The organism is Klebsiella sp. R390, assembly GCF_051131745.1.
Classification (GTDB): Bacteria; Pseudomonadota; Gammaproteobacteria; order Enterobacterales; family Enterobacteriaceae; genus Klebsiella.
Genome location: NZ_CP180445.1, coordinates 1,430,320 through 1,449,445, shown reverse-complemented (window position 1 = coordinate 1,449,445; position 19,126 = coordinate 1,430,320). Strand labels below are relative to the sequence as shown.

The 19,126-nt window shown below is 51.8% G+C and carries 20 protein-coding genes and 1 tRNA gene; 11 read left to right on the top strand and 10 right to left on the bottom strand.

Going from position 1 to position 19,126, the window contains the following annotated elements:
* The first annotated feature begins 13 nt into the window (after nucleotides 1-13).
* The gene (locus ACMYSP_RS06770) at nucleotides 14-1,159 is read left to right on the top strand and encodes a porin (RefSeq protein WP_434586093.1); all 1,146 of its coding nucleotides are present in this window, start codon (nucleotides 14-16) and stop codon (nucleotides 1,157-1,159) included.
* 51 nt (nucleotides 1,160-1,210) lie between these two features.
* On the opposite strand, the gene mnmH is transcribed toward ACMYSP_RS06770, so the two are convergent.
* The 5 genes from mnmH to ppiB all read right to left on the bottom strand — a co-directional run bounded on the left by mnmH (nucleotide 1,211) and on the right by ppiB (nucleotide 5,371).
* On the bottom strand, nucleotides 1,211-2,287 hold the full coding sequence (gene mnmH / locus ACMYSP_RS06765) for a tRNA 2-selenouridine(34) synthase MnmH (RefSeq protein ID WP_434586092.1): 1,077 nt from the start codon (nucleotides 2,285-2,287) through the stop codon (nucleotides 1,211-1,213).
* Nucleotides 2,288-2,448: 161 nt separating this feature from the next.
* A complete protein-coding gene (gene purK / locus ACMYSP_RS06760) occupies nucleotides 2,449-3,525 on the bottom strand; it encodes a 5-(carboxyamino)imidazole ribonucleotide synthase (RefSeq protein ID WP_154143529.1) in 1,077 nt (358 codons plus the stop codon).
* The gene (gene purE / locus ACMYSP_RS06755) at nucleotides 3,522-4,031 is read right to left on the bottom strand and encodes a 5-(carboxyamino)imidazole ribonucleotide mutase (protein ID WP_128878885.1); all 510 of its coding nucleotides are present in this window, start codon (nucleotides 4,029-4,031) and stop codon (nucleotides 3,522-3,524) included. The genes purK and purE overlap by 4 nt, the downstream gene beginning before the upstream one ends.
* 119 nt (nucleotides 4,032-4,150) lie before the next feature.
* Nucleotides 4,151-4,873: a UDP-2,3-diacylglucosamine diphosphatase gene (lpxH, locus tag ACMYSP_RS06750; RefSeq protein ID WP_434586091.1), complete on the bottom strand. Its 723-nt coding sequence runs from the start codon at nucleotides 4,871-4,873 to the stop codon at nucleotides 4,151-4,153.
* Nucleotides 4,874-4,876: 3 nt separating this feature from the next.
* Nucleotides 4,877-5,371, bottom strand: coding sequence for a peptidylprolyl isomerase B (gene ppiB, locus ACMYSP_RS06745; protein ID WP_123755773.1), 495 nt, complete (start codon nucleotides 5,369-5,371; stop codon nucleotides 4,877-4,879).
* Between the two features lie 172 nt (nucleotides 5,372-5,543).
* Between ppiB and cysS the strand changes: the two genes are divergently transcribed.
* Complete coding sequence (gene cysS / locus ACMYSP_RS06740) at nucleotides 5,544-6,929, top strand: cysteine--tRNA ligase (RefSeq protein ID WP_154143528.1); 1,386 nt, start codon at nucleotides 5,544-5,546, stop codon at nucleotides 6,927-6,929.
* A gap of 46 nt (nucleotides 6,930-6,975) precedes the next feature.
* On the opposite strand, the gene ybcJ is transcribed toward cysS, so the two are convergent.
* The gene (ybcJ, locus tag ACMYSP_RS06735) at nucleotides 6,976-7,188 is read right to left on the bottom strand and encodes a ribosome-associated protein YbcJ (protein ID WP_434586090.1); all 213 of its coding nucleotides are present in this window, start codon (nucleotides 7,186-7,188) and stop codon (nucleotides 6,976-6,978) included.
* A gap of 1 nt (nucleotide 7,189) precedes the next feature.
* On the bottom strand, nucleotides 7,190-8,056 hold the full coding sequence (folD, locus tag ACMYSP_RS06730) for a bifunctional methylenetetrahydrofolate dehydrogenase/methenyltetrahydrofolate cyclohydrolase FolD (protein ID WP_123755776.1): 867 nt from the start codon (nucleotides 8,054-8,056) through the stop codon (nucleotides 7,190-7,192).
* Nucleotides 8,057-8,412: 356 nt separating this feature from the next.
* Here folD and ACMYSP_RS06725 point away from each other — a divergent pair.
* From ACMYSP_RS06725 to ACMYSP_RS06685, 9 genes are all read left to right on the top strand, one after another.
* Nucleotides 8,413-8,489 (top strand) — tRNA-Arg (locus tag ACMYSP_RS06725).
* A 166-nt stretch (nucleotides 8,490-8,655) separates the two neighbouring features.
* Nucleotides 8,656-9,870, top strand: a complete 1,215-nt coding sequence (locus ACMYSP_RS06720; protein ID WP_434586089.1) for a tyrosine-type recombinase/integrase — start codon at nucleotides 8,656-8,658, stop codon at nucleotides 9,868-9,870.
* 145 nt (nucleotides 9,871-10,015) lie between these two features.
* Nucleotides 10,016-10,948 carry a hypothetical protein gene (locus ACMYSP_RS06715; RefSeq protein WP_434586088.1) on the top strand — a complete coding sequence of 311 codons (933 nt, stop codon included), beginning with the start codon at nucleotides 10,016-10,018 and terminating at the stop codon, nucleotides 10,946-10,948.
* Nucleotides 10,949-11,124: 176 nt separating this feature from the next.
* Complete coding sequence (locus ACMYSP_RS06710) at nucleotides 11,125-11,322, top strand: helix-turn-helix transcriptional regulator (RefSeq protein WP_434586087.1); 198 nt, start codon at nucleotides 11,125-11,127, stop codon at nucleotides 11,320-11,322.
* Between the two features lie 153 nt (nucleotides 11,323-11,475).
* The gene (locus ACMYSP_RS06705; RefSeq protein ID WP_434586086.1) at nucleotides 11,476-12,195 is read left to right on the top strand and encodes a hypothetical protein; all 720 of its coding nucleotides are present in this window, start codon (nucleotides 11,476-11,478) and stop codon (nucleotides 12,193-12,195) included.
* Nucleotides 12,188-12,751, top strand: coding sequence for a host cell division inhibitor Icd-like protein (locus ACMYSP_RS06700; protein WP_434586085.1), 564 nt, complete (start codon nucleotides 12,188-12,190; stop codon nucleotides 12,749-12,751). The genes ACMYSP_RS06705 and ACMYSP_RS06700 overlap by 8 nt, the downstream gene beginning before the upstream one ends.
* Nucleotides 12,744-12,965: a hypothetical protein gene (locus ACMYSP_RS06695; RefSeq protein ID WP_434586084.1), complete on the top strand. Its 222-nt coding sequence runs from the start codon at nucleotides 12,744-12,746 to the stop codon at nucleotides 12,963-12,965. Before ACMYSP_RS06700 ends, ACMYSP_RS06695 begins: the two co-directional genes overlap by 8 nt.
* Nucleotides 12,962-15,718 (top strand): DUF927 domain-containing protein, encoded by a 2,757-nt coding sequence (locus ACMYSP_RS06690; protein ID WP_434586083.1) that lies wholly within the window; start codon nucleotides 12,962-12,964, stop codon nucleotides 15,716-15,718. Before ACMYSP_RS06695 ends, ACMYSP_RS06690 begins: the two co-directional genes overlap by 4 nt.
* Nucleotides 15,719-15,898: 180 nt before the next feature.
* Nucleotides 15,899-16,342: a single-stranded DNA-binding protein gene (locus ACMYSP_RS06685; protein ID WP_100662866.1), complete on the top strand. Its 444-nt coding sequence runs from the start codon at nucleotides 15,899-15,901 to the stop codon at nucleotides 16,340-16,342.
* 146 nt (nucleotides 16,343-16,488) lie between these two features.
* Here ACMYSP_RS06685 and ACMYSP_RS06680 read toward each other — a convergent pair whose 3' ends face one another.
* The 3 genes from ACMYSP_RS06680 to ACMYSP_RS06670 are packed head-to-tail and all read right to left on the bottom strand — an operon-like array spanning nucleotide 16,489 to nucleotide 18,824.
* On the bottom strand, nucleotides 16,489-17,328 hold the full coding sequence (locus ACMYSP_RS06680) for a hypothetical protein (RefSeq protein ID WP_434586082.1): 840 nt from the start codon (nucleotides 17,326-17,328) through the stop codon (nucleotides 16,489-16,491).
* An 11-nt stretch (nucleotides 17,329-17,339) separates the two neighbouring features.
* Nucleotides 17,340-17,999 carry a helix-turn-helix domain-containing protein gene (locus tag ACMYSP_RS06675; protein WP_434586081.1) on the bottom strand — a complete coding sequence of 220 codons (660 nt, stop codon included), beginning with the start codon at nucleotides 17,997-17,999 and terminating at the stop codon, nucleotides 17,340-17,342.
* A gap of 18 nt (nucleotides 18,000-18,017) precedes the next feature.
* Nucleotides 18,018-18,824 (bottom strand): TIGR04255 family protein, encoded by an 807-nt coding sequence (locus ACMYSP_RS06670; RefSeq protein ID WP_434586080.1) that lies wholly within the window; start codon nucleotides 18,822-18,824, stop codon nucleotides 18,018-18,020.
* Between the last annotated feature and the right edge of the window lie 302 nt (nucleotides 18,825-19,126).

Genomic DNA, 19,126 nt, shown 5'->3' with positions numbered 1-19,126 from the left:
TCAAGGAAAAAGCATGGCACATAAAATAAAAACGCTGGCAATAACGATCGGCGCAGCACTGGCGTTAACGTCTTTTGCATCCCAGGCCGAAATTACGCTGTTAAAGCAGGACCCGCAGGCCGGCGATCCGCTGAGCCGCCTGAACTTTACCGTCGGCGGTAGTATTCGCCCGCAGTTCAATATGATGTCTGGCGACGGCGATAAAGGATCCTATAAGCGCAACGGGTTTGATGGCGGGACCCGTTTCCGCTTCGCCGCTGACTACTATCTGTTTGATGATATTAGCTGGATCAGCTATTACGAGCTGGGGGTGAATATTCCGGCGCTGTTTGACTGGGATAACCACTATGCAGAAGGCGCGAACAATACCACCCGTCGTATGCTTTATACCGGGCTGAAGAGTGATACCTGGGGGACCCTAACCTACGGCCAGCAAAACAGTATTTATTACGATGTGGTCGGGGCGAAAACCGATATCTGGGATTACGATATGGTGGCCCAGGCGCCGGGGAACGGGATCAATGGCGATTACGATGGTTCCTACCGTTCGCGTAATATGCTGAAGTACAAGAAGAGCGCGGGCGATGTCGATCTCTACGCCTCTTATCTGTTTGAAGATAACGAATATCTGCCGGGAAATGGCCTGCGCTATAAACGTAAAGGCGGCGGTTCGGTGGGTGTGGATTATCACATCACCAAGGACCTGACCTGGGGTACCGCGTGGAACTACACTCGCGCCGAAATGCGTGACCCGTCAACCTCGGACAACAAAACCTATGACCAGAATATCCTCGGTACTGCGCTGAGCTGGAAACCGGATAACTGGACTTTCTCCTTCGGCGGCGGTTGGTATCAGAACTTTATGACCACCAAGAAAACCGACGTTTATGACTATTTCGCCGGGGATGCCTGGGGGATTGAGTATTTCGCCGGTTATACCTTCCCGATTGGTCAGTACGCGGTGAAAACCATTCAGCCGTACTTTATGGGGGACCGCCTGGAATACGTCAATGGCCGCAACTATCAGCGCATTGATAACGGTCTGGGGATCAGCTTCCAGCTGGATTACGGCTTCCGCGTCGATTACGAACACGTCTTTACGTCCAGCACCGACAATCTGGGGGATATGAACCTGGTACGTCTGCGTTACGACTTCTAAGTCACCCTGCATCCCGGCTGGCGCTGTGCTCAGCCGGGATGCAGATTCATACTAATTATCCAGCCAGGCGGCGACCTCGTGCCAGCTGCCGCGGAAGATAATGTTGCTCGCTTTTTTACTCAGCTGATAGCGATACATCGGATCGTAATACTCGTTCAGCAGCGGAACCAGCCAGGCGAAATGGGCGTCGGTGCTGGCGCTGCGCAACTGCTCCGCCAGCGCCCCGTCGAGCAGGGCGGTAAGCTGGGCAAAACGCTGCAGCCCCAGGCGACGGCGGATGGCAAACAGACCGTGGTGCAGATATTCACTGTATTCCTGCCAGCCTTGCTCCTCACCATATGCCGCCATAAAGTCACGGTGCATACGGTCAAAATACTCTTCCCGCAGGCGCTCCAGGCGGATATCAAACGGGTCTTCCACCACCGCCAGCGGCGATTGCGCCATCCGGTTACGCATACACTCCGGCAGATGGTTGGCACCAATCATATGGCCTTCATCTTCCAGCACCCACCGACGATGCTCTCCGGCCTTTTTCAGCATCTCTACGGCCAGGTGATTTTCAAAGGTGGCCTGCGCGTACTGCTCTCGCAGAGTGCGGCCGAAGGATGAACCGCGATGATGGGCGAGGCCTTCGAGGTCAATACCGTCGGGCCGGGAGCAAACCAGCTGGGTCTTGCCGTTGCCGGTGCAGCCGCCGATCAACACGATCGGGCGCTGGACCAGCTCTTCAGTGGCCTGGATCGCGGCCTGGCGCAGCGCTTTGTAGCCGCCGACGATCAGCGGGTAGTCAATCCCGGCTTCGCGCAACCACTGCTGCACAATGTGCGAGCGCTGGCCGCCGCGGGCGCAGCACAGATAGCCCTGCGGATAACGTAAGCAGGCTTCACGCCAGGCGGCGAGGCGACTTTCCCGAATCTCGCCGTGAACCAACTGATGGCCCAGCGCCAGCGCGGCATCGGCACCCTGACGTTTATAGCAGGTGCCGACGGCGGCACGTTCTTCGTCGTTCATCAGCGGCAGGTTAAGCGCGGCAGGCAGCGCGCTTTGCTGGAATTCTACCGGAGCGCGGACGTCAATGAGTGGCGTATCCGCCGTGAGAATGGCGCGGTAATCCGTCCCATTTTTCATGGGTCATCCTTTTGAAGTCAAAACTGAAAGCATTTTTAAAGCAAGGAGGGGATTCTACGCGCCAGACGGCATGCCGGGGAAGGGTGAAGATCAATTCCCCGGCAAATAGCCGTTATCATGCGGGCGGCAGAGGCGTTGCCCGCATTTGCCACCCGAACGGCTCAGGAGAGCGAGGTGAGCTGAGACTGCGCCCAGAAGATACCGCTCGCATACTCCGGCGGCAGGATCGGTTTCAGGGCTTCCAGGGTGGCGCTCAGGCGATCGGTGTCGCTGTCGGTCAGGTTCAGGTGCCCGACTTTGCGGCCCGGACGCACTTCTTTGTCGTACCAGTGCAGATGCACCAGCGGCAGCTTCAGCCAGTCGTAGTTCAGATCGGTTCCAATCAGGTTGATCATCACTGAAGGGCTGTTCACCACCGGCGGCGGCAGCGGCAGGTCGGTAATGGCCCGCAGATGCAGCTCGAACTGGCTGATAGACGCGCCGTTCTGCGTCCAGTGCCCGCTGTTGTGTACACGCGGCGCCAGCTCGTTAATCAGCAGGCCTTCGGCGGTGACAAAACACTCCATCGCCATCACGCCCACGTAGTTCAGTTCGTTCATAATGGCGGTCAGCATGCTTTCCGCCTGGTCCTGCTGGCGGGCATTAGCCTGCGGGAAGGCTACGCTGGTGCGCAGAATGCCATCCTGATGCAGGTTGCGTGTCAGCGGGTAGAATACCGTGCTGCCATCATGGGCGCGGGCGCCAACCAGCGACACTTCACCAGAAAAGTTGATGCCTTGCTCAACGATGCATTCACCGTAGTTTTCGTCCGGCAGCTGGGCGATGTCGTCTGCGCGCAGGCGCCATTGCCCACGTCCGTCGTAACCACCGACGCGGCGTTTCACAATCGCCAGTTCGCCAAGACGCGCGAAGACCGCCGGCCATTCATTTTTATCCGCCAGCAGCTGCCACGGCGCGGTGGCGAGCCCCAGCTTATCAAACAGCTGTTTTTGTGTCAGACGGTCGGCGATGATCGGGAAGACGTCGCGGTTAACAAATGCCGGATGGCGTGCCAGTTCGCGGGTCAGCGCCGTTTCCGGCCAGCGTTCGATTTCAGCGGTGATCACACTTTGCTGAAACGGCACCGCTTCAGGGTCAGCCTCGAGGCCGACCGGCCAGACGGCGATACCCAGCGGTTCACCGGCCTGGCGCAGCATGCGCCCTAACTGACCGTTACCGAGGATGCAAACCTGCTTCATGCCGCACCCCGCGGGTCCGGGTTCTCGAGGACTTCATCAGTCTGGGCCTGGCGCCAGGCGCTCAGGCGCTGATGCAGTTCCGCGTCATGCTGTGCCAGAATCTGCGCGGCCAGCAGGGCGGCATTGGCGGCACCGGCTTTGCCGATGGCAAGCGTACCAACCGGGATCCCGCGCGGCATCTGAACAATAGAGTAGAGGCTGTCGACGCCGCTTAATGCCGCGCTTTGAACCGGGACACCTAATACCGGCACCAGGGTTTTCGCCGCAATCATGCCCGGCAGATGCGCCGCGCCGCCCGCACCGGCAATAATCACCTGATAGCCGTTGCTTTCTGCGCCTTCGGCGAAGCTGAACAGTTTATCGGGCGTCCGGTGTGCGGAGACCACTTCAACATGGTACGGAACGTTCAGGGCATCAAGGATTTCTGCGGTAAACTGCATGGTAGCCCAGTCGCTTTTGGACCCCATCACGATGGCGATACGCGCCGAATTATTGCGGGAAGACATGCGTCTTAAAACTCCTGTGGGTGTGCTTCACACTGCTTTAGAGGCCACAGAGAATAACATGATCTTTCGGTAAGGAAAACGGTTGCGTCACCTGAGAAGCGGTGAAAATACGGCGGAAATTAAAACGGGAACGGGATCAGTTCGACGTCGTCTTTGGTGACTTTGACCATCGAGCCTTCGTTATGCCAGGCGCCGAGGACAACGCGAAACGCCGGCTGGCCGTTGGCATCTAAGGTATGGATTGCCGGGCGATGAGTGTGCCCGTGAATCAACCACTGTACCTGATGGCGCTGTAGGGCATCGACCACGGCCTGCGGGTTGACGTCCATTATCTCCAGCGATTTGCTGCTGTTGGCGGCTTTGCTGTCGGCGCGCATTCTGGCGGCGATGCGACGACGAATAAACAGCGGCAGGGCCAGAAACAGTCGCTGGATCCACGGCGTATGCACTTTGGCACGAAACGCCAGGTAGCCGGCATCGTCGGTGCACAGCGTATCGCCATGCATGATCAGGACCTGACGACCGTAGAGGTCGAGCACCTCTTCTTCATCCAGCAACGTCATGCCGCAGGCGCGGGCGAAGCGCTGGCCGACGAGAAAATCGCGATTGCCGTGAATAAAGTAGCAGGGCACCCCGGACTGGGTTAAGGCACCGATCGCTTCAGCGATCTCCTGATGCAGTGGGTTGGGGTCATCATCGCCGATCCAGGCTTCAAACAGATCGCCAAGAATATACAGCGCATCCGCCTTGCGGGCTTCACCGGCTAAAAAGCGTAGAAAACCGGCGGTGATCGCCGGTTCTTCTGTTTGCAGATGCAAATCCGCAATAAAAAGTGTCGCCACGAATTACTCGCTGACGGTGACGCTTTTGATCACAACATCTTCTTTCGGCACATCCTGGTGCATGCCGCTGCGACCGGTCGCAACTGCTTTGATTTTGTCGACCACGTCCATGCCTTCAACCACTTCGGCAAATACGCAGTAGCCCCAACCCTGCAGGTTTTCACCAGAGAAGTTCAGGAAGTCGTTATCAGCCACGTTGATAAAGAACTGTGCGGTAGCAGAGTGCGGCGCCTGAGTACGGGCCATTGCCAGAGTACCACGGGTGTTTTTCAGACCGTTGTTGGCTTCGTTCTGGATCGGGGATTTGGTGTTTTTCTGCTCCATGCCCGGCTCAAAGCCGCCGCCCTGGATCATGAAACCGTTGATAACACGGTGGAAAATGGTGTTGTTGTAGAAACCTTCGCGGCAGTAGTCCAGGAAGTTTTTAACTGTTTCCGGCGCTTTGTCGTCAAAGGTCTTGATTACGATATCGCCATGATTAGTGTGGAAAGTAACCATTTTTGCATCCTGTTCCGGTGATTGTGGTGCTTAAGCCCGAATTGGGCATGACATAGGGGGCTGTTATAGCATAACCGCAGGGTTCGATCACCTTGCATTGTGTGCTGCTTCGGGGTTGAATTAAGGTTAGAATACGCGACTTATATCCACACACGTCTACACGGAATCTTCGATGTTAAAAATTTTTAATACACTGACGCGCCAAAAAGAAGAGTTTAAACCTATCCATGCCGGGGAAGTGGGCATGTACGTGTGTGGAATTACCGTTTACGATCTCTGTCATATTGGTCATGGCCGTACCTTCGTCTCTTTTGACGTGGTGGCGCGTTATTTGCGTTTTCTTGGCTATCAGCTGAAGTACGTGCGCAACATTACCGATATCGACGATAAAATCATTAAGCGCGCTAATGAGAATGGCGAAAGCTTTGTGGCGCTGGTCGATCGCATGATTGCCGAAATGCACAAGGATTTCGATGCGCTCAACATTCTGCGCCCGGATCTTGAACCGCGCGCTACCCATCATATTCCCGAGATCATTGAGATCACCGAGCAGCTGATTGCCCGTGACCATGCCTATGTGGCGGACAACGGCGACGTGATGTTCTCAGTCCCGACCGATCCGAACTACGGCCAGCTGTCACGCCAGGATCTCGACCAGCTGCAGGCCGGCGCTCGTGTTGATGTGGTGGATGTGAAGCGCAACCCGATGGACTTTGTTCTGTGGAAAATGTCGAAAGAGGGCGAGCCGAGCTGGCCATCCCCGTGGGGCAACGGTCGTCCGGGCTGGCACATCGAATGTTCGGCGATGAACTGCAAGCAACTGGGCAACCATTTTGATATCCACGGCGGCGGTTCGGATCTGATGTTCCCGCACCACGAGAACGAAATCGCCCAGTCGACCTGTGCGCATGACGGTGAGTACGTTAACTACTGGATGCACTCCGGGATGGTGATGGTTGACCGCGAGAAGATGTCAAAATCGCTGGGTAACTTCTTCACCGTGCGTGATGTGCTGAAATATTACGATGCCGAGACCATTCGCTACTTCCTGATGTCTGGCCACTATCGTAGCCAGCTGAACTACAGCGAAGAGAACCTCAAGCAGGCACGTTCGGCGTTGGAGCGTCTGTACACCGCGCTGCGTGGAACCGACCCATCGGTCGCAGCCAGCGGCGGCGAAGCCTTTGAAGCGCGCTTTATCGAGGCGATGGATGACGATTTCAACACCCCGGAAGCCTACTCTGTGCTGTTTGATATGGCGCGTGAAGTCAACCGCCTGAAGACGGAAGATGCGGCGGCGGCGAATGCCCTGGCCGCGCATATGCGCAAGCTATCCGGCGTACTGGGTCTGCTGGAGCAGGAGCCGGATCTGTTCCTGCAAAGCGGTGCGCAGGCTGACGACGGTGAAGTGGCGGAAATCGAACAGCTGATTCAGCAGCGTCTGGATGCGCGTAAAGCGAAAGACTGGGCCGCGGCGGATGCGGCGCGTGACCGTCTGAATGAGATGGGGATCGTGCTGGAAGATGGCCCGCAGGGCACTACCTGGCGGCGTAAGTAAGCGATAAAAAAATGCCCGGCAAGCCGGGCATTTTTATTTTTCAGGTTCAGGCGGTAACGGTCACGCTCTGGCCTGCAAAACTCACCGTCTGGCCGGCGACGATTTTGCAGCGTTTGCGGGTTTCTACCGCACCATCTACTTTCACCAGACCATCGGCAATGGAAATTTTTGCCTGCGCACCGCTTTCACTCCAGCCTTCCAGCTTCAGTAAATCGCACAGTTCAACGTGTGGGTGTTTGCCCAGAGAAAAGTTCGCCATCTCAGGCCTCCTGTATGTCGTGATATTCTTCGCACGCCTGCAGCGTGTTCTGGATGAGTGTCGCAACGGTCATCGGACCGACGCCGCCGGGCACTGGTGTAATGTAAGAGGCGCGCTCTGCGGCGTCTTCGAAGACCACGTCCCCGACCACTTTGCCGCTTTCCAGACGGTTGATACCGACGTCAACAACGATGGCGCCTTCTTTGATCCACTCACCCGGAATAAAGCCAGGCTTACCAACGGCGACGATCAGCAGGTCGGCATTTTCAACGTGCTGACGCAGGTTTTTGGTAAAGCGGTGGGTGACGGTGGTGGTGCAGCCCGCCAGCAGCAGCTCCATGCTCATCGGACGGCCCACGATGTTTGACGCCCCAATAACCACAGCGTTCAGGCCGTAGGTGTCGATGTTGTAACGCTCAAGCAGGGTGACGATGCCGCGTGGCGTGCACGGGCGCAGGCGCGGGGCGCGCTGACACAGACGACCGACGTTGTAAGGGTGGAAGCCGTCGACGTCTTTGTCCGGGGCAATGCGCTCCAGTACCTTGACGTTGTCGATACCCGCAGGCAGCGGCAGCTGGACCAGAATACCGTCGATGGTGTTGTCGGCATTCAGGGTATCAATAAGCTCCAGTAACTCCGCCTCGCTGGTGGTTTCCGGGAGATCGTATGAGCGGGAGATAAAGCCCACTTCTTCACACGCTTTGCGCTTGCTACCGACATAAATCTGCGATGCCGGGTTGCTGCCGACCAGCACGACGGCTAACCCTGGGGCGCGTTTTCCGGCCGCAGTGCGAGCCTTCACTTTTTCCGCAACCTCAGAGCGTACCTGCTGCGCAATCGTTTTACCGTCAATAATTTTTGCTGCCATCAGAGAGAGGATTCCATCTGTATCGTAACGAAAGGGGGATGCGGATATTTTGTCAGAAGCCAGCCTCGCTGTCAGTCCTCGTTTAAGATTTTATCCCTCTTTGACAGAACAGAAGCCCAAAGACACTCTTTTTAACAGGGGTATTTGGGCGATAAATGGCCTGTTTTGGCGGTTTATTGTCGATAATGGCGAAGAAGTGCTGAAAATCAGCCTTGGCTGAACTTTGAACAACCTTTGCAGTATATCCAGGCAAGTTAGCGTTATCGCGGCAGTATGATGGCAAAAGGCATTGACTCACCGAGCGTTGACCGTATAATTCCAGGCGGTTTCACTCCACGAAACCCCCGCATTTCAATGCGCCCTTAGCTCAGCTGGATAGAGCAACGGCCTTCTAAGCCGTAGGTCACAGGTTCGAACCCTGTAGGGCGTACCATTTTCACTTCTCTTAACGTCTCCTGAAGTCTACTAAATCCAGCATACGCGCGGCATTCGCCAATATCTCATTATCTCAACGTCTACTATGGTCTATTGAAATCCACATTCATGTGGGGGTACATTTGGGGGTAGATTCCTGTTCAATGAAATGAGATACCCCCAAAATGAAGCTCACAGCCCGCCAGGTCGACACATCCAAGCCCAAGGACAAACCCTATAAGCTGTCTGATGGTGGCGGTCTTTACCTGTTGGTGAACCCCAATGGCTCGCGATACTGGCGCCTGAAGTACCGCATCGCTGGTAAAGAGAAACTACTGGCGTTGGGGGTATATCCTGATATCACTCTGGCGGAAGCCAGACAGAAGCGTGCGGATGCAAAAAAGATTCTTGCTGCTGGTGGTGACCCGGGGCAGGAGAAGCAGGAAGAGAAACAAGCGAAAGAGCAGGCTGTGGCAAACAGCTTTGAACGCCTGGCTATGGAATGGCATACCCATAAAAGCACATCATGGTCTGAAGGCTATGCTGAGCATCTCCTGATGTACCTGAAGAAGGATATCTTCCCCTTCATCGGGCAAAAGGCGATTACGGATATCAGCCAGGTTGAAATGCTTAACGTCCTGCGAAAGTTGGAACAACGCGGCGTTCTGGATAAACTCAAGAAAACCCGTCAGGCCTGCCGGCAGATATTCACCTACGCCATTATTACCGGTAGAGCGGAGCACAACCCTGTATCCGATCTGGCTGGCGCGCTGAAGTCGCCAAAGCAGCAGCACTACCCACACCTTTTAGTCGACCAGATCCCGGATTTTCTCCGTGCGCTAAGTGAATACAGCGGCAGCACCATCACCCGCAACGCCACTCGACTATTAATGCTTACCGGGCTCAGGACAATTGAGCTCCGTGCTTCTGAATGGGTTGATATCGACTTTGACAAAGGCGTTTGGAATATCCCCGCAGAGCGAATGAAGATGCGGCGCCCACATCTCGTTCCTCTCTCGAGTCAGGTTCGCGAGTTGCTGGAAGAGATCCACCAGCTTACCGGGCGAGGGAAGTATGTTTTTCCGGGGCGAAATGATGCCGGCAAGCCAATGAGTGAAGCCAGCATTAACCAGGTGATTAAGCGTATTGGCTATGACGGTAAAGCGACCGGGCACGGCTTTCGCCACACCATGAGTACCATCCTCCATGAACAGGGCTATAACACCGCCTGGATTGAAACCCAACTAGCACACGTTGATAAGAACTCTATTCGCGGTACCTACAACCATGCTCAGTATCTGGACGGCCGCCGGGAAATGCTCCAGTGGTATGCCGACTATCTGCAGGCGCTGGAGAATGGTGAAAATGTGGTCCATGGCTCGTTCGGGAAACGTGCCTGACTGGATGCATAGACAGTATATACAGACGATAGTAGACTTAGGTAGACGAACAAAGAATAGGCTATGTCTAGGCTGATCCCCGAAAACCCGTACACCTCTGCGGGCTGGCATAGCCGCCAAAATCAGAGGGCGCGAGGTGGCGTTGATGTTGAATACAGGTTCGTTAAAAAATTGCCATAAGGTTATATCGACTATACGTCGAAAGGAATTATTATGGGTACCAAAAAGACACTTATGTACCCAATTAAGCTTTTATGATGGAAGAACGCCTATACACCCTGGTGCAGTACATGGCCTGATTAAAACACATGATGATTTTCATGAGTATTTGTCTGTCATTGATCAAAGTATTACTGAGTACCTACCCAAAGAAAGTTTAGTTTCCTGTAATGATGTATGGAATGCTATTCGCTCAGATAAATATATTAAACAATCTTTAACTAAATCTAATATTCCATTTGAAAGCACAATTGAACCAGTCAGATACGTCAAGTATAGAATTTTAGCTGGGCGTCTTAAAAGCTCAGAAAATAATCGGATGTATGATTATTGGAAAGAACTCTATGACTTTAGTAAAGATGAAATTAATATTTTTAATCATGTTTATCTTCGTTTTCATGAGCGGTTAATTGCAATCATGTATGGTTACATTTCTGGAGAACTTCGTATTGCATATGCCAATGGTGCTGATTCCATTAGTAAATATAAAATATTGTTGAAGCAGTTGGCTGAAATAGAGAGTGAGTTTGTTTTTAAGTATGTATTTGATGGGAGCAGGAAACTAATCACCGATCTGGAGTGGGATTTAATGATTGCTGATAATGTGTCTGAATTTATAGTGACAAACAGAAATGATGAAACACTTTCTGAACGCGCTCTTGTTACTGAACTCCTTAAAATTTTTATGGAGTATGGCGAAGGAAATTGCGTATCGGCTGTTTATCGATTTACTCGTTCAGCATTCATAGTGAACGACATTGAAAGAAAAACTATCCAGCGATGCTGGGAATCCTTATGCAAAGCGGTGGAAGTAAGAGATTCCGCAAGATCTGCATATGTTCAAGAAGCCAAGAGGTAGATTGGTTTTGAGACAAAGTTCCATCTCGAACGTTTATCTTTGACATGACATAGTTGCAAAAAAAAGCCTCTTGCTTGTCATGTCAAACTAAGCTTTTTTAGCTTGTTTTTTGGTATTTCAAAAAAAACATATGCACCTCATTCTACCTCTGTCCATAGTCGTATATTGAGGTGCATATGTCTCTAAAGTTTATCCGTTTTTCCGAAGTTCAACGGCGCACAGGCTATAGCAAGGCATGGCTTTACCGTCTTATGAGTCAAAAAAAGTTTCCATCCTCCGTGAAAATCGGCTCCCGTTCTATCGCATTCATTGAGAGTGAAATTGATGAATGGATTAATCAGCGCATAGCAGAATCGCGTGGTGAGGTGGCGTAATGGAAATGAAAAAAACCAGGCGACCAAGCGCCATAACGCATTGAGTCAGGCTTTTGTGCAGATGAATTTCGCTGCCGATTATAGTATCGGCCAGTTAGCGTACATATCATCCTAAAAAAGCACCGTAATACTGCCGAATAACGGAGCCTGTAAATGAAAATGAATAATGTGACCTCATCCGGTCAGGGCCTCGCTCAACCTGAAGCCAGCCAGAATGACATTCTAATAAATTATAAATCCGAGCCGCGCATTGATTCTCGAGTCATTTCGGAGCGGGCCGGAATACAGCATCAAAGTCTAGGTGCGACGATTAAATCGCACCAAGACAAATTCCGTGAGTTGGGATCGCTGCCCCGTCAGTCTCTCAAGGAATTACCCGATTTGAAATCGGGAAAAGCCGGTCGCAAACGTGGGCGTCCCGAGATCAGCTATCTGCTGAATGAACCCCAACTCGACTATTTGCTGCGAATCATCCGTGGGCGTGATCCTAAGCGTGTTAACCAGCTCAAGCTGGATGTCACTAAGGCATTCACCGGTCGTCGCGCCACCCAGCCTGTACGCCGGGAATATCTGCCCGGTTATCATGAAAGTCGTGATGGCTTAAAAGCACTGGGGGCGCAGCGACACCACTACATCAATCTGGCGCGCGCTGAAAACCGAGTTGCTGGCCTGTCAGATGGTAAACGTGGCTCCGCTGATGCGCAGCAGCTAGGTGTACTGATCGTTATGCAGAAAATTGAGCAGGCCGCATTTCAGGAAGCGATTAATAGCGGCATGACACCGACAGATGCGGTGAGGGAGGTAGCTAAGCGCATGGAGGCATTCGCCAGCCTTATGAGTGGCAACGCCATTCTGGGGGGAGGTCATGCGTAAAAATGCCATAAATCACATTTTGCACCCTATTCCGAAAAATGGCTTGCCGTTTATCCCTTACGTCGTCTATGTTTATAGGACATCAGCAAAATCTGGTGTCAGGATTGGCGTCCTGGAAAAGTACAAGGCGACATATGACGCGCCTAGCGTCTTTTTTTATGTCCTCACATTTGCTCACCATTTTTTCAGCGCTGCGGTTATAATCCGTGCCGCTTGCAGAGTTATGGTGAGTTGGATGGGGGCGGAGAAATCCGCGCCGGTTACCTTGTACGCCGGTTACGCCAACCCTGTTCAGCTCACCACCAGTGAAATTGGCGTTTCCGGTGGTGGGATCAAATCCCAGTACAAGGAGGCTGCCATCATGGCTACTACCCCTACCCAAAATCCACAATTTATCTGGATCATCGCTGCTATACGCCGCGATAGCCAATCCGTCACTGTAAAAATCTTCCATGTCACCGCAATATCTGAACGCGAAGCCCGTCGCACTTTAGTGCGTAATCACGTTTGTTTTTTCGCTGGCCGCATCTGTCTGACGGAGGTGGATCATGCGTAATAACTCCTTTCCCACAGTCATCACCGAGAATCCTTATCTGCTCGATGAACTGACCTACGAAACAGAATGCGTGTTGGCAATTTTGCGAACAATTAACGATGTCAGTGATCCACACACCAAAAGTTACCTCGTAGATGCCGCGGAACTTATTGGCACTCAGTTGTTGAAAAAGCTAGAGCACAACGCACGTTTGGAAGATGGTGATTGCAAATGAAAAATATCGACCTCATTCGCGAAGTTACCCATGCTGCAGCTGATCGCTGGCTATCTGTTCTGGCTGGGCTACACATCAACGTGCCAGATTCACCGAGAAAACACACAGCCTGCCCGGCCTGTGGCGGTAAGGATCGCTTTCGTTTCGATGATGGCGGCCGCGGCAGCTTTCTCTGCAACCAGTGTGGTGCCGGTGACGGCCTCGACCTTATTCGCAAGGTGAATAAATGTGACACCACGGAGGCAGCCAGGCTGGCGGCTGATGTGCTGGGTATTGATTACCGGGCAGCAGTACAGGACGAAGCCACCGCCAGACAGAGACTGGAGCAGTTGAAAGCCGAGCGTACACAACTGGAGCAGGAGCGCCTGAAGCGGGCGGCAGGGGACGCACAGCAGCGCCGGGCTACGTTTACCCGTCTGTACGATGAGAAACGCCAGAGCGCTAATCAGGGCGAATCTGAATACCTGACTGGTAAGGGGCTGGACGGCTTCACCTTCCCTGTGCTGCCCGATGGATCAATCCTCCTGCCGCTGGTGGATGAGTCTGGCGCAGTCACGGCAGCGCAGACCATTACCACACAGGGTGAGAAGCGACTCCTGACGGGATCGGCAAAACGCGGAGCATATCACGCCGTGAACTCCCAGGAGCAGCCGCAGAGCGTAGTCATTGCCGAGGGGCTGGCTACTGCTCTGTCTGTTCATCTGATGCGCCCGGAGGCGCTAACAGTCGCTGCTATTGACGCAGGTAACCTGCTACCTGTCGCGGAAGTTATGCGCCGGCATTATCCGTTGGCACAGATCGTCATTGCCGCCGATAACGACTACCACGACGACCAGCCGAACACCGGCAAGCTGGCGGCGATTAAGGCAGCGCAGTCCGTAGGTGGATGGGTGACTATGCCGCCAGGCGATTATAAAGCCGACTGGAACGACTACCACCAGCAGCAGGGGCTTGAAGCTGCTACTGCTGCGTTTAATTATTCAATGTATCAACCTCAGGAGCCTGAAGTGTCTGCGAAACTGCAAGTGATCAACGGAGGGAAGAAGGGCGCATCAAAACCTGAATCCCTGCGACCTCATATCCAAAGCCGTATTGATGGCGTGTACTGGGTTGAACCCAAATCAGATAAAGATACCGGGGAAATAATCAGCCGTGAAAGCTGGTTGTGTTCTGCTCTGAAGGTCATCGGTATTGGCATTGATGACAGTAAAACCCGTTACCTGATCCTGCGCTGGCAGGCATTTGGTGCGAAGAGTGAGACTGTCCAGGCAATACCGCTTGCCGATATCGGTGAACGCGAAGGCTGGCGAACGCTCAAGGCTGGTGGGGTGAACGTCACAACCAAAAGTGGTTTACGTGCAACGTTGGCCGACTGGCTGCAGAGCTGTGCCAATGGTGAGGTATGGCGCATTGCGCATGCTACGGGCTGGCAGTGTGGTGCCTACATCATGCCGGATGGTGAGATCATTGGTACTCCAGAGCAGCCGGTGCTGTTTAACGGACGAAGTTCTGCCGCGTCTGGTTACACCACCAGCGGTACTGTTGAGAGCTGGCGGGAGAGCGTTGGACGTCTGGCCTTTGGCAACTACTCGATGATGACTGGTGTGGCCGCAGCACTGGCAGCTCCATTGATTGGCCTTGCCGGCGCGGATGGTTTTGGTATCCATCTTTACGAACAGTCGAGCGCGGGTAAGACCACCACTGCCAATGTGGCATCCAGTCTCTACGGCAATCCGGATGTACTGCGCCTTACCTGGTACGGCACCGCGCTTGGGCTGGCGAATGAGGCCGCTGCACATAATGACGCGCTGATGCCGCTTGACGAAATCGGCCAGGGCGCTGACCCGGTGGAGGTCTATAAATCGGCCTACGCGCTGTTTAACGGCACGGGAAAACTGCAGGGAGCGAAGGAAGGGGGGAACCGCGACCTGAAGCGCTGGCGTACTGTGGCCATCAGTACCGGTGAGATGGATCTGGAGACCTTCATTGCCAGTGCCGGCCGTAAGGCTAAAGCGGGTCAATTAGTTCGTCTGCTGAACATCCCGATGCGTCGGGCAGTGCGCTTCCATGAGCATACCAATGGCAAACACCATGCCGACGCTCTCAAGGATGCGTATCAGCATCACCACGGAGTGGCTGGGCGAGAATGGGTTAAATGGTTAGCAGACCACCAGCCGGAAGCGGTGAGCTCAGTCAGAGCAACTGAAGAACGCTGGCGTAGCCTTATCCCGTCTGATTACGGGGAACAAGTTCACCGCGTCGGTGCCCGGTTTGCCATTCTGGAAGCCGCACTGCTATTGGGTAAGGTGATCACCGGCTGGGATGAGCAGACGTGTCGGGATGCTATCCAGTACAGCTATAACGCCTGGCTGCGTGAATTTGGGACCGGGAACAAAGAACATCAGCAAATTATCGAGCAGACAGAGGCATTCCTGAACGCCTACGGGATGAGCCGCTTTGCACCGTTCCCGTATGACCCGACCAGCCTGCCCATCTCTAACATGGCGGGATACCGGCAGAAAGGCGGCCATGATGCCGACCCGATGGTGTTCTACACCTTCCCGGCTGCCTTCGAAGGGGAGATTGCCCGCGGCTTTAACTCCCGTCAGTTTGCGGAGGTATTGAAGAAAGCCGGCATGCTGACACCGCCGACTTCAGGCCGGGGGTTCCAGAGAAAGTCGCCACGCATTGATGGGCGACAGATTCGGGTTTATGTCCTGCAGTATCTGCCAGACGATGACCAGCCAGAGTAAAAGCATTCTTCATGTGTGTAGTTTAGGTGTTGGTTCAGTTGGTTCAGTTGCCTCAGTAGTTATATGTATCTGTTTAATAAGGTTTTATGTTTGAAAAATGAACCAACATTGAGGCAACAAACTACCATTTTGAACCAACACTGAATCAGGTACAGGGCATCAGAAGAGAGGATTCAAGCGATGACCGCTCAAATTTCAGCATATGGCCGGCTGGTGGCCGACCCACAGACCAGAACAACTGGAAAAGGTACGAACATGGCTATGGCCCGCCTGGCGGTCTCGTTGCCGTGCAATGCCGCAGAGGATGGTCAATCCACCTTCTGGCTGGGCGTTATTGCCTTTGGTAAGCAGGCTGATGCGTTGGCCAAACACCGTAAAGGCGACCTTGTCAGTGTGGCGGGCAATATGCAGCTCAATCAGTGGACTGGTCAGGATGGCGTTACTCAGCAAGGCTATCAGGTCATTGCGGACAGTGTACTCAGTGCCAGAACGGTACGCCCAGGAGGTAAAGCGGGGCAACAAGGACAAGCTACTGATGCCCTACGTCGGGCCCATGAGCAGCAACAGCCCGCGACCGGCTATGAAGGATACGACCAGACGCCGCTGTATGACGATGATTTTTAGATAGTAAGCTGAATGCTTGGCACTTGAGTGCTCCCTTTGCAAAAAAATGGAAGAGTTAAATACATGGCTGGGGGATAAATTTTTGGATTTTGATAAATATTTTCTGGATTTATAATAAAATAAGGCACTTTTTGAGTGCCTTATTTTTAAATGGCAGGGCTAATAAAGTCACCAAGGGTTTTCGGTCGTAAGCTAATGTATTCCACCCGCCACTGGTCCATCCTTCTCAGGTCGTACAATGTAAACCCTTGATCACTTACAGGCAGGCAAGACTCCAAAGCAATAGTGGTAGCTTGCTCTGGCTTTCCATGTATAGCATGTACTTTTGACGTTATCTCTGTACAGATTTTCTCAGCATTTTCTCTACCCTCAACTGCACCTTCAATAGAGTCATAAACTACAACGATGTTTAGTTCGTATGGTTCTCCAATGTTTAATTCCTTGTGCCGGTCTTCGCCTAAGTCGAAAAATATACCGATGATGAATTTAGCGTTTCTTTCAACAACTTTCGCAATTGACTTAATTAGGTTGCCGTTCCCTGGTACGTTTTGTCTAAGTCGTTCTTCGAATTCATCAGGAAAAGCTGGTCGTCCATATCTTGCAGCAAGCCATAGCTTAAGTGCTTGTTTTTCAATGGCTGTTATTGAAAATTTTTCATCAGCTTCACTAGCTGTAAATTGTACTCTTTCAAACTTAATTTTTTCTTCGTGTTTAAGCTCTATAGCATTGCCAGAGTGGGTCCCTTCATTTAAAGCGAGGTGTAATGTCCTCGGATGTTTACCATTGGAAAAATTCCCATCAAGATCAACAAGTTTGCCTTTTATAAACTCAATTACGGAGTCTGCTTCATCATTTTGCAGGTCACAGTCATGAGTGATCATCAGTATTTTATGTGCAGTGTCCTCTACATCAAGTAGCCCTAGGGACACTGCATCTTCGTGTTTTAACACCTGGCCTTGACGCCAAGTAGATCCTGACTCAAGCATCCAACGTGTTCCTATTCCTTAGTAAATGAACCGGGAATTGATAATGATGATTGCCAGGTGTCTGTCGGAGCAGCCTTACTTTGAATTTCTGAAGCTGCTTGAGTCGCCTGATTCATAATCTTTGCCTCTCTTATCAAAAGGTCAACCGGACCCTGCCAGTCGGCACCTTCCTTGATAAGGCTCATTAGGGATTTTCCATCAAACGCTTTCATTTTAACTAAAATTTTTGAATTGGTGATATCGGCTTCTTTGAAGGCATCCGCAACTAAGCTGAGCGTTTTAACATAGTTCATCTTCATGTCGTCATCAGGTCTACTTTCACCAGCAAGCCATTTATAAACTGCTTGACGAGTCACCCCTAAGTCTTTTGCTAACTCTGACATCGATGGGTTGATTACTGACCGAATATTTTCCATATGGGATACTATCGATCTGATATCTATATCGTTTGATGCCGATGTATTTGTCATTACATCTAATATAAACGTCTCAAAACTCCTGCTTGGAGACGTTTTCGACTCAATAAATCGAATGCATTTAGCCATGTTCTCAACAAGATAACCTCTACCCGTACCTTGATAATGAGTAACAGAAGCCCCGTGAATTCCGATATTCATAAACGGGTGAAAATTCAATCGTTCAACATTGCTACCTGTAGCAGTTGCCAGCATGGATAACCTCCTTTACTTCTAAGCCCATTTTTTGAGTGCATAAGGGGAAACTATCTGATCGAAAGATTTCCTGACTACTTCGTACAAGGACAGTAGTTGCTTTTGCACATCTTCTAATGAAGGCTGGACCATGCCTTCGCTATAGTGGTCTGTATCTATAATACAATGCCACTGAAAAGGGGTGTTTTTAAATCGATCTTTTACTATTACCCAGCTAGGAACCATATCTGGCGGGAAAGAAAGATTCCCATGCATTTTATGAACACGAGTAACTATCACCCCGTTTGGTAACAAAGGACCAATTTCCGTTTGGAAAACTTGTTCATTTGATGATTGTAGCGGATTCAAATGGAGCTGGACACCATGCAACCCCTCACAGAGATAATTCTCTATATTTTCTCCTGGCTCAGGCAATACGGCATCCAAGTAACGCATTCCTAAGCGAGTTATCAGCGTTGGTTTAGCATGAGCCATGACTTGCTTCAGACCAAGCATAAAATCTCTAATGAATTCATTATGTGATTTGTAGTCGGTTGTCTGAAACGTTATTGAATCCGTAGACAAAATAAATCCCGAATTTGACTCTACATTAGTCATAAACCACTGCTTAACGCTTTCAATGTTAGGAGTCACGGGTTCATTCGGCGCGCCAGCTTCAAACCTGAATTGCTGCACTACGGTTTCTTGGTACATAGGATAACCTTGCAAACGCAAAGCATCCTGAATATCCTCAACATACCTGTTCATAGCGGTCACAGGAGTAAACTTAACCTGTATCAGTGCATAGTAAACGGGTGCATTGGTCATAATTCTTGCTTGTACCATGTCGCCCTCCTATTTTAAGTTCGTTATCATTAATCTAATACGTGTCAGTTTACACATTGGTTGACACTTTCTCTACACCATAGTTCACATCTCATGACTTAGATGCTTTAAAAAGGCACATAAAAACCAATTAAATCTCCCGATAGTGGTCTGTTGCCTCGTATCCCCGCCAAGCCTCCCCGCTTTCTGTAGCAGTTTTCATGCACCTGCATGGGTTATGCAAAAACTACCAGAAATGGATGCAAAGGCAGGTGATGAGGAGTGTTCAGCTCAATAGGGGGGGCTTTTTGTCTACCTGAATG

Coding starts and splice junctions, on each gene's coding strand:
- ACMYSP_RS06710 (WP_434586087.1), top strand. CDS start 11,125: ATGTCTCTAAAGTTTATCCGTTTTTCCGAAGTTCAACGGCGCACAGGC.
- ACMYSP_RS06680 (WP_434586082.1), bottom strand. CDS start 17,328: ATGCTTGAGTCAGGATCTACTTGGCGTCAAGGCCAGGTGTTAAAACAC.
- ACMYSP_RS06770 (WP_434586093.1), top strand. CDS start 14: ATGGCACATAAAATAAAAACGCTGGCAATAACGATCGGCGCAGCACTG.
- ybcJ (WP_434586090.1), bottom strand. CDS start 7,188: ATGGCGAACTTTTCTCTGGGCAAACACCCACACGTTGAACTGTGCGAT.
- purK (WP_154143529.1), bottom strand. CDS start 3,525: ATGAAGCAGGTTTGCATCCTCGGTAACGGTCAGTTAGGGCGCATGCTG.
- ACMYSP_RS06700 (WP_434586085.1), top strand. CDS start 12,188: ATGCGTAAAAATGCCATAAATCACATTTTGCACCCTATTCCGAAAAAT.
- cysS (WP_154143528.1), top strand. CDS start 5,544: ATGTTAAAAATTTTTAATACACTGACGCGCCAAAAAGAAGAGTTTAAA.
- ACMYSP_RS06705 (WP_434586086.1), top strand. CDS start 11,476: ATGAAAATGAATAATGTGACCTCATCCGGTCAGGGCCTCGCTCAACCT.
- ACMYSP_RS06720 (WP_434586089.1), top strand. CDS start 8,656: ATGAAGCTCACAGCCCGCCAGGTCGACACATCCAAGCCCAAGGACAAA.
- ACMYSP_RS06685 (WP_100662866.1), top strand. CDS start 15,899: ATGACCGCTCAAATTTCAGCATATGGCCGGCTGGTGGCCGACCCACAG.
- ACMYSP_RS06690 (WP_434586083.1), top strand. CDS start 12,962: ATGAAAAATATCGACCTCATTCGCGAAGTTACCCATGCTGCAGCTGAT.
- folD (WP_123755776.1), bottom strand. CDS start 8,056: ATGGCAGCAAAAATTATTGACGGTAAAACGATTGCGCAGCAGGTACGC.
- ppiB (WP_123755773.1), bottom strand. CDS start 5,371: ATGGTTACTTTCCACACTAATCATGGCGATATCGTAATCAAGACCTTT.
- ACMYSP_RS06675 (WP_434586081.1), bottom strand. CDS start 17,999: ATGCTGGCAACTGCTACAGGTAGCAATGTTGAACGATTGAATTTTCAC.
- purE (WP_128878885.1), bottom strand. CDS start 4,031: ATGTCTTCCCGCAATAATTCGGCGCGTATCGCCATCGTGATGGGGTCC.
- mnmH (WP_434586092.1), bottom strand. CDS start 2,287: ATGAAAAATGGGACGGATTACCGCGCCATTCTCACGGCGGATACGCCA.
- ACMYSP_RS06670 (WP_434586080.1), bottom strand. CDS start 18,824: ATGGTACAAGCAAGAATTATGACCAATGCACCCGTTTACTATGCACTG.
- ACMYSP_RS06695 (WP_434586084.1), top strand. CDS start 12,744: ATGCGTAATAACTCCTTTCCCACAGTCATCACCGAGAATCCTTATCTG.
- ACMYSP_RS06715 (WP_434586088.1), top strand. CDS start 10,016: ATGTTGAATACAGGTTCGTTAAAAAATTGCCATAAGGTTATATCGACT.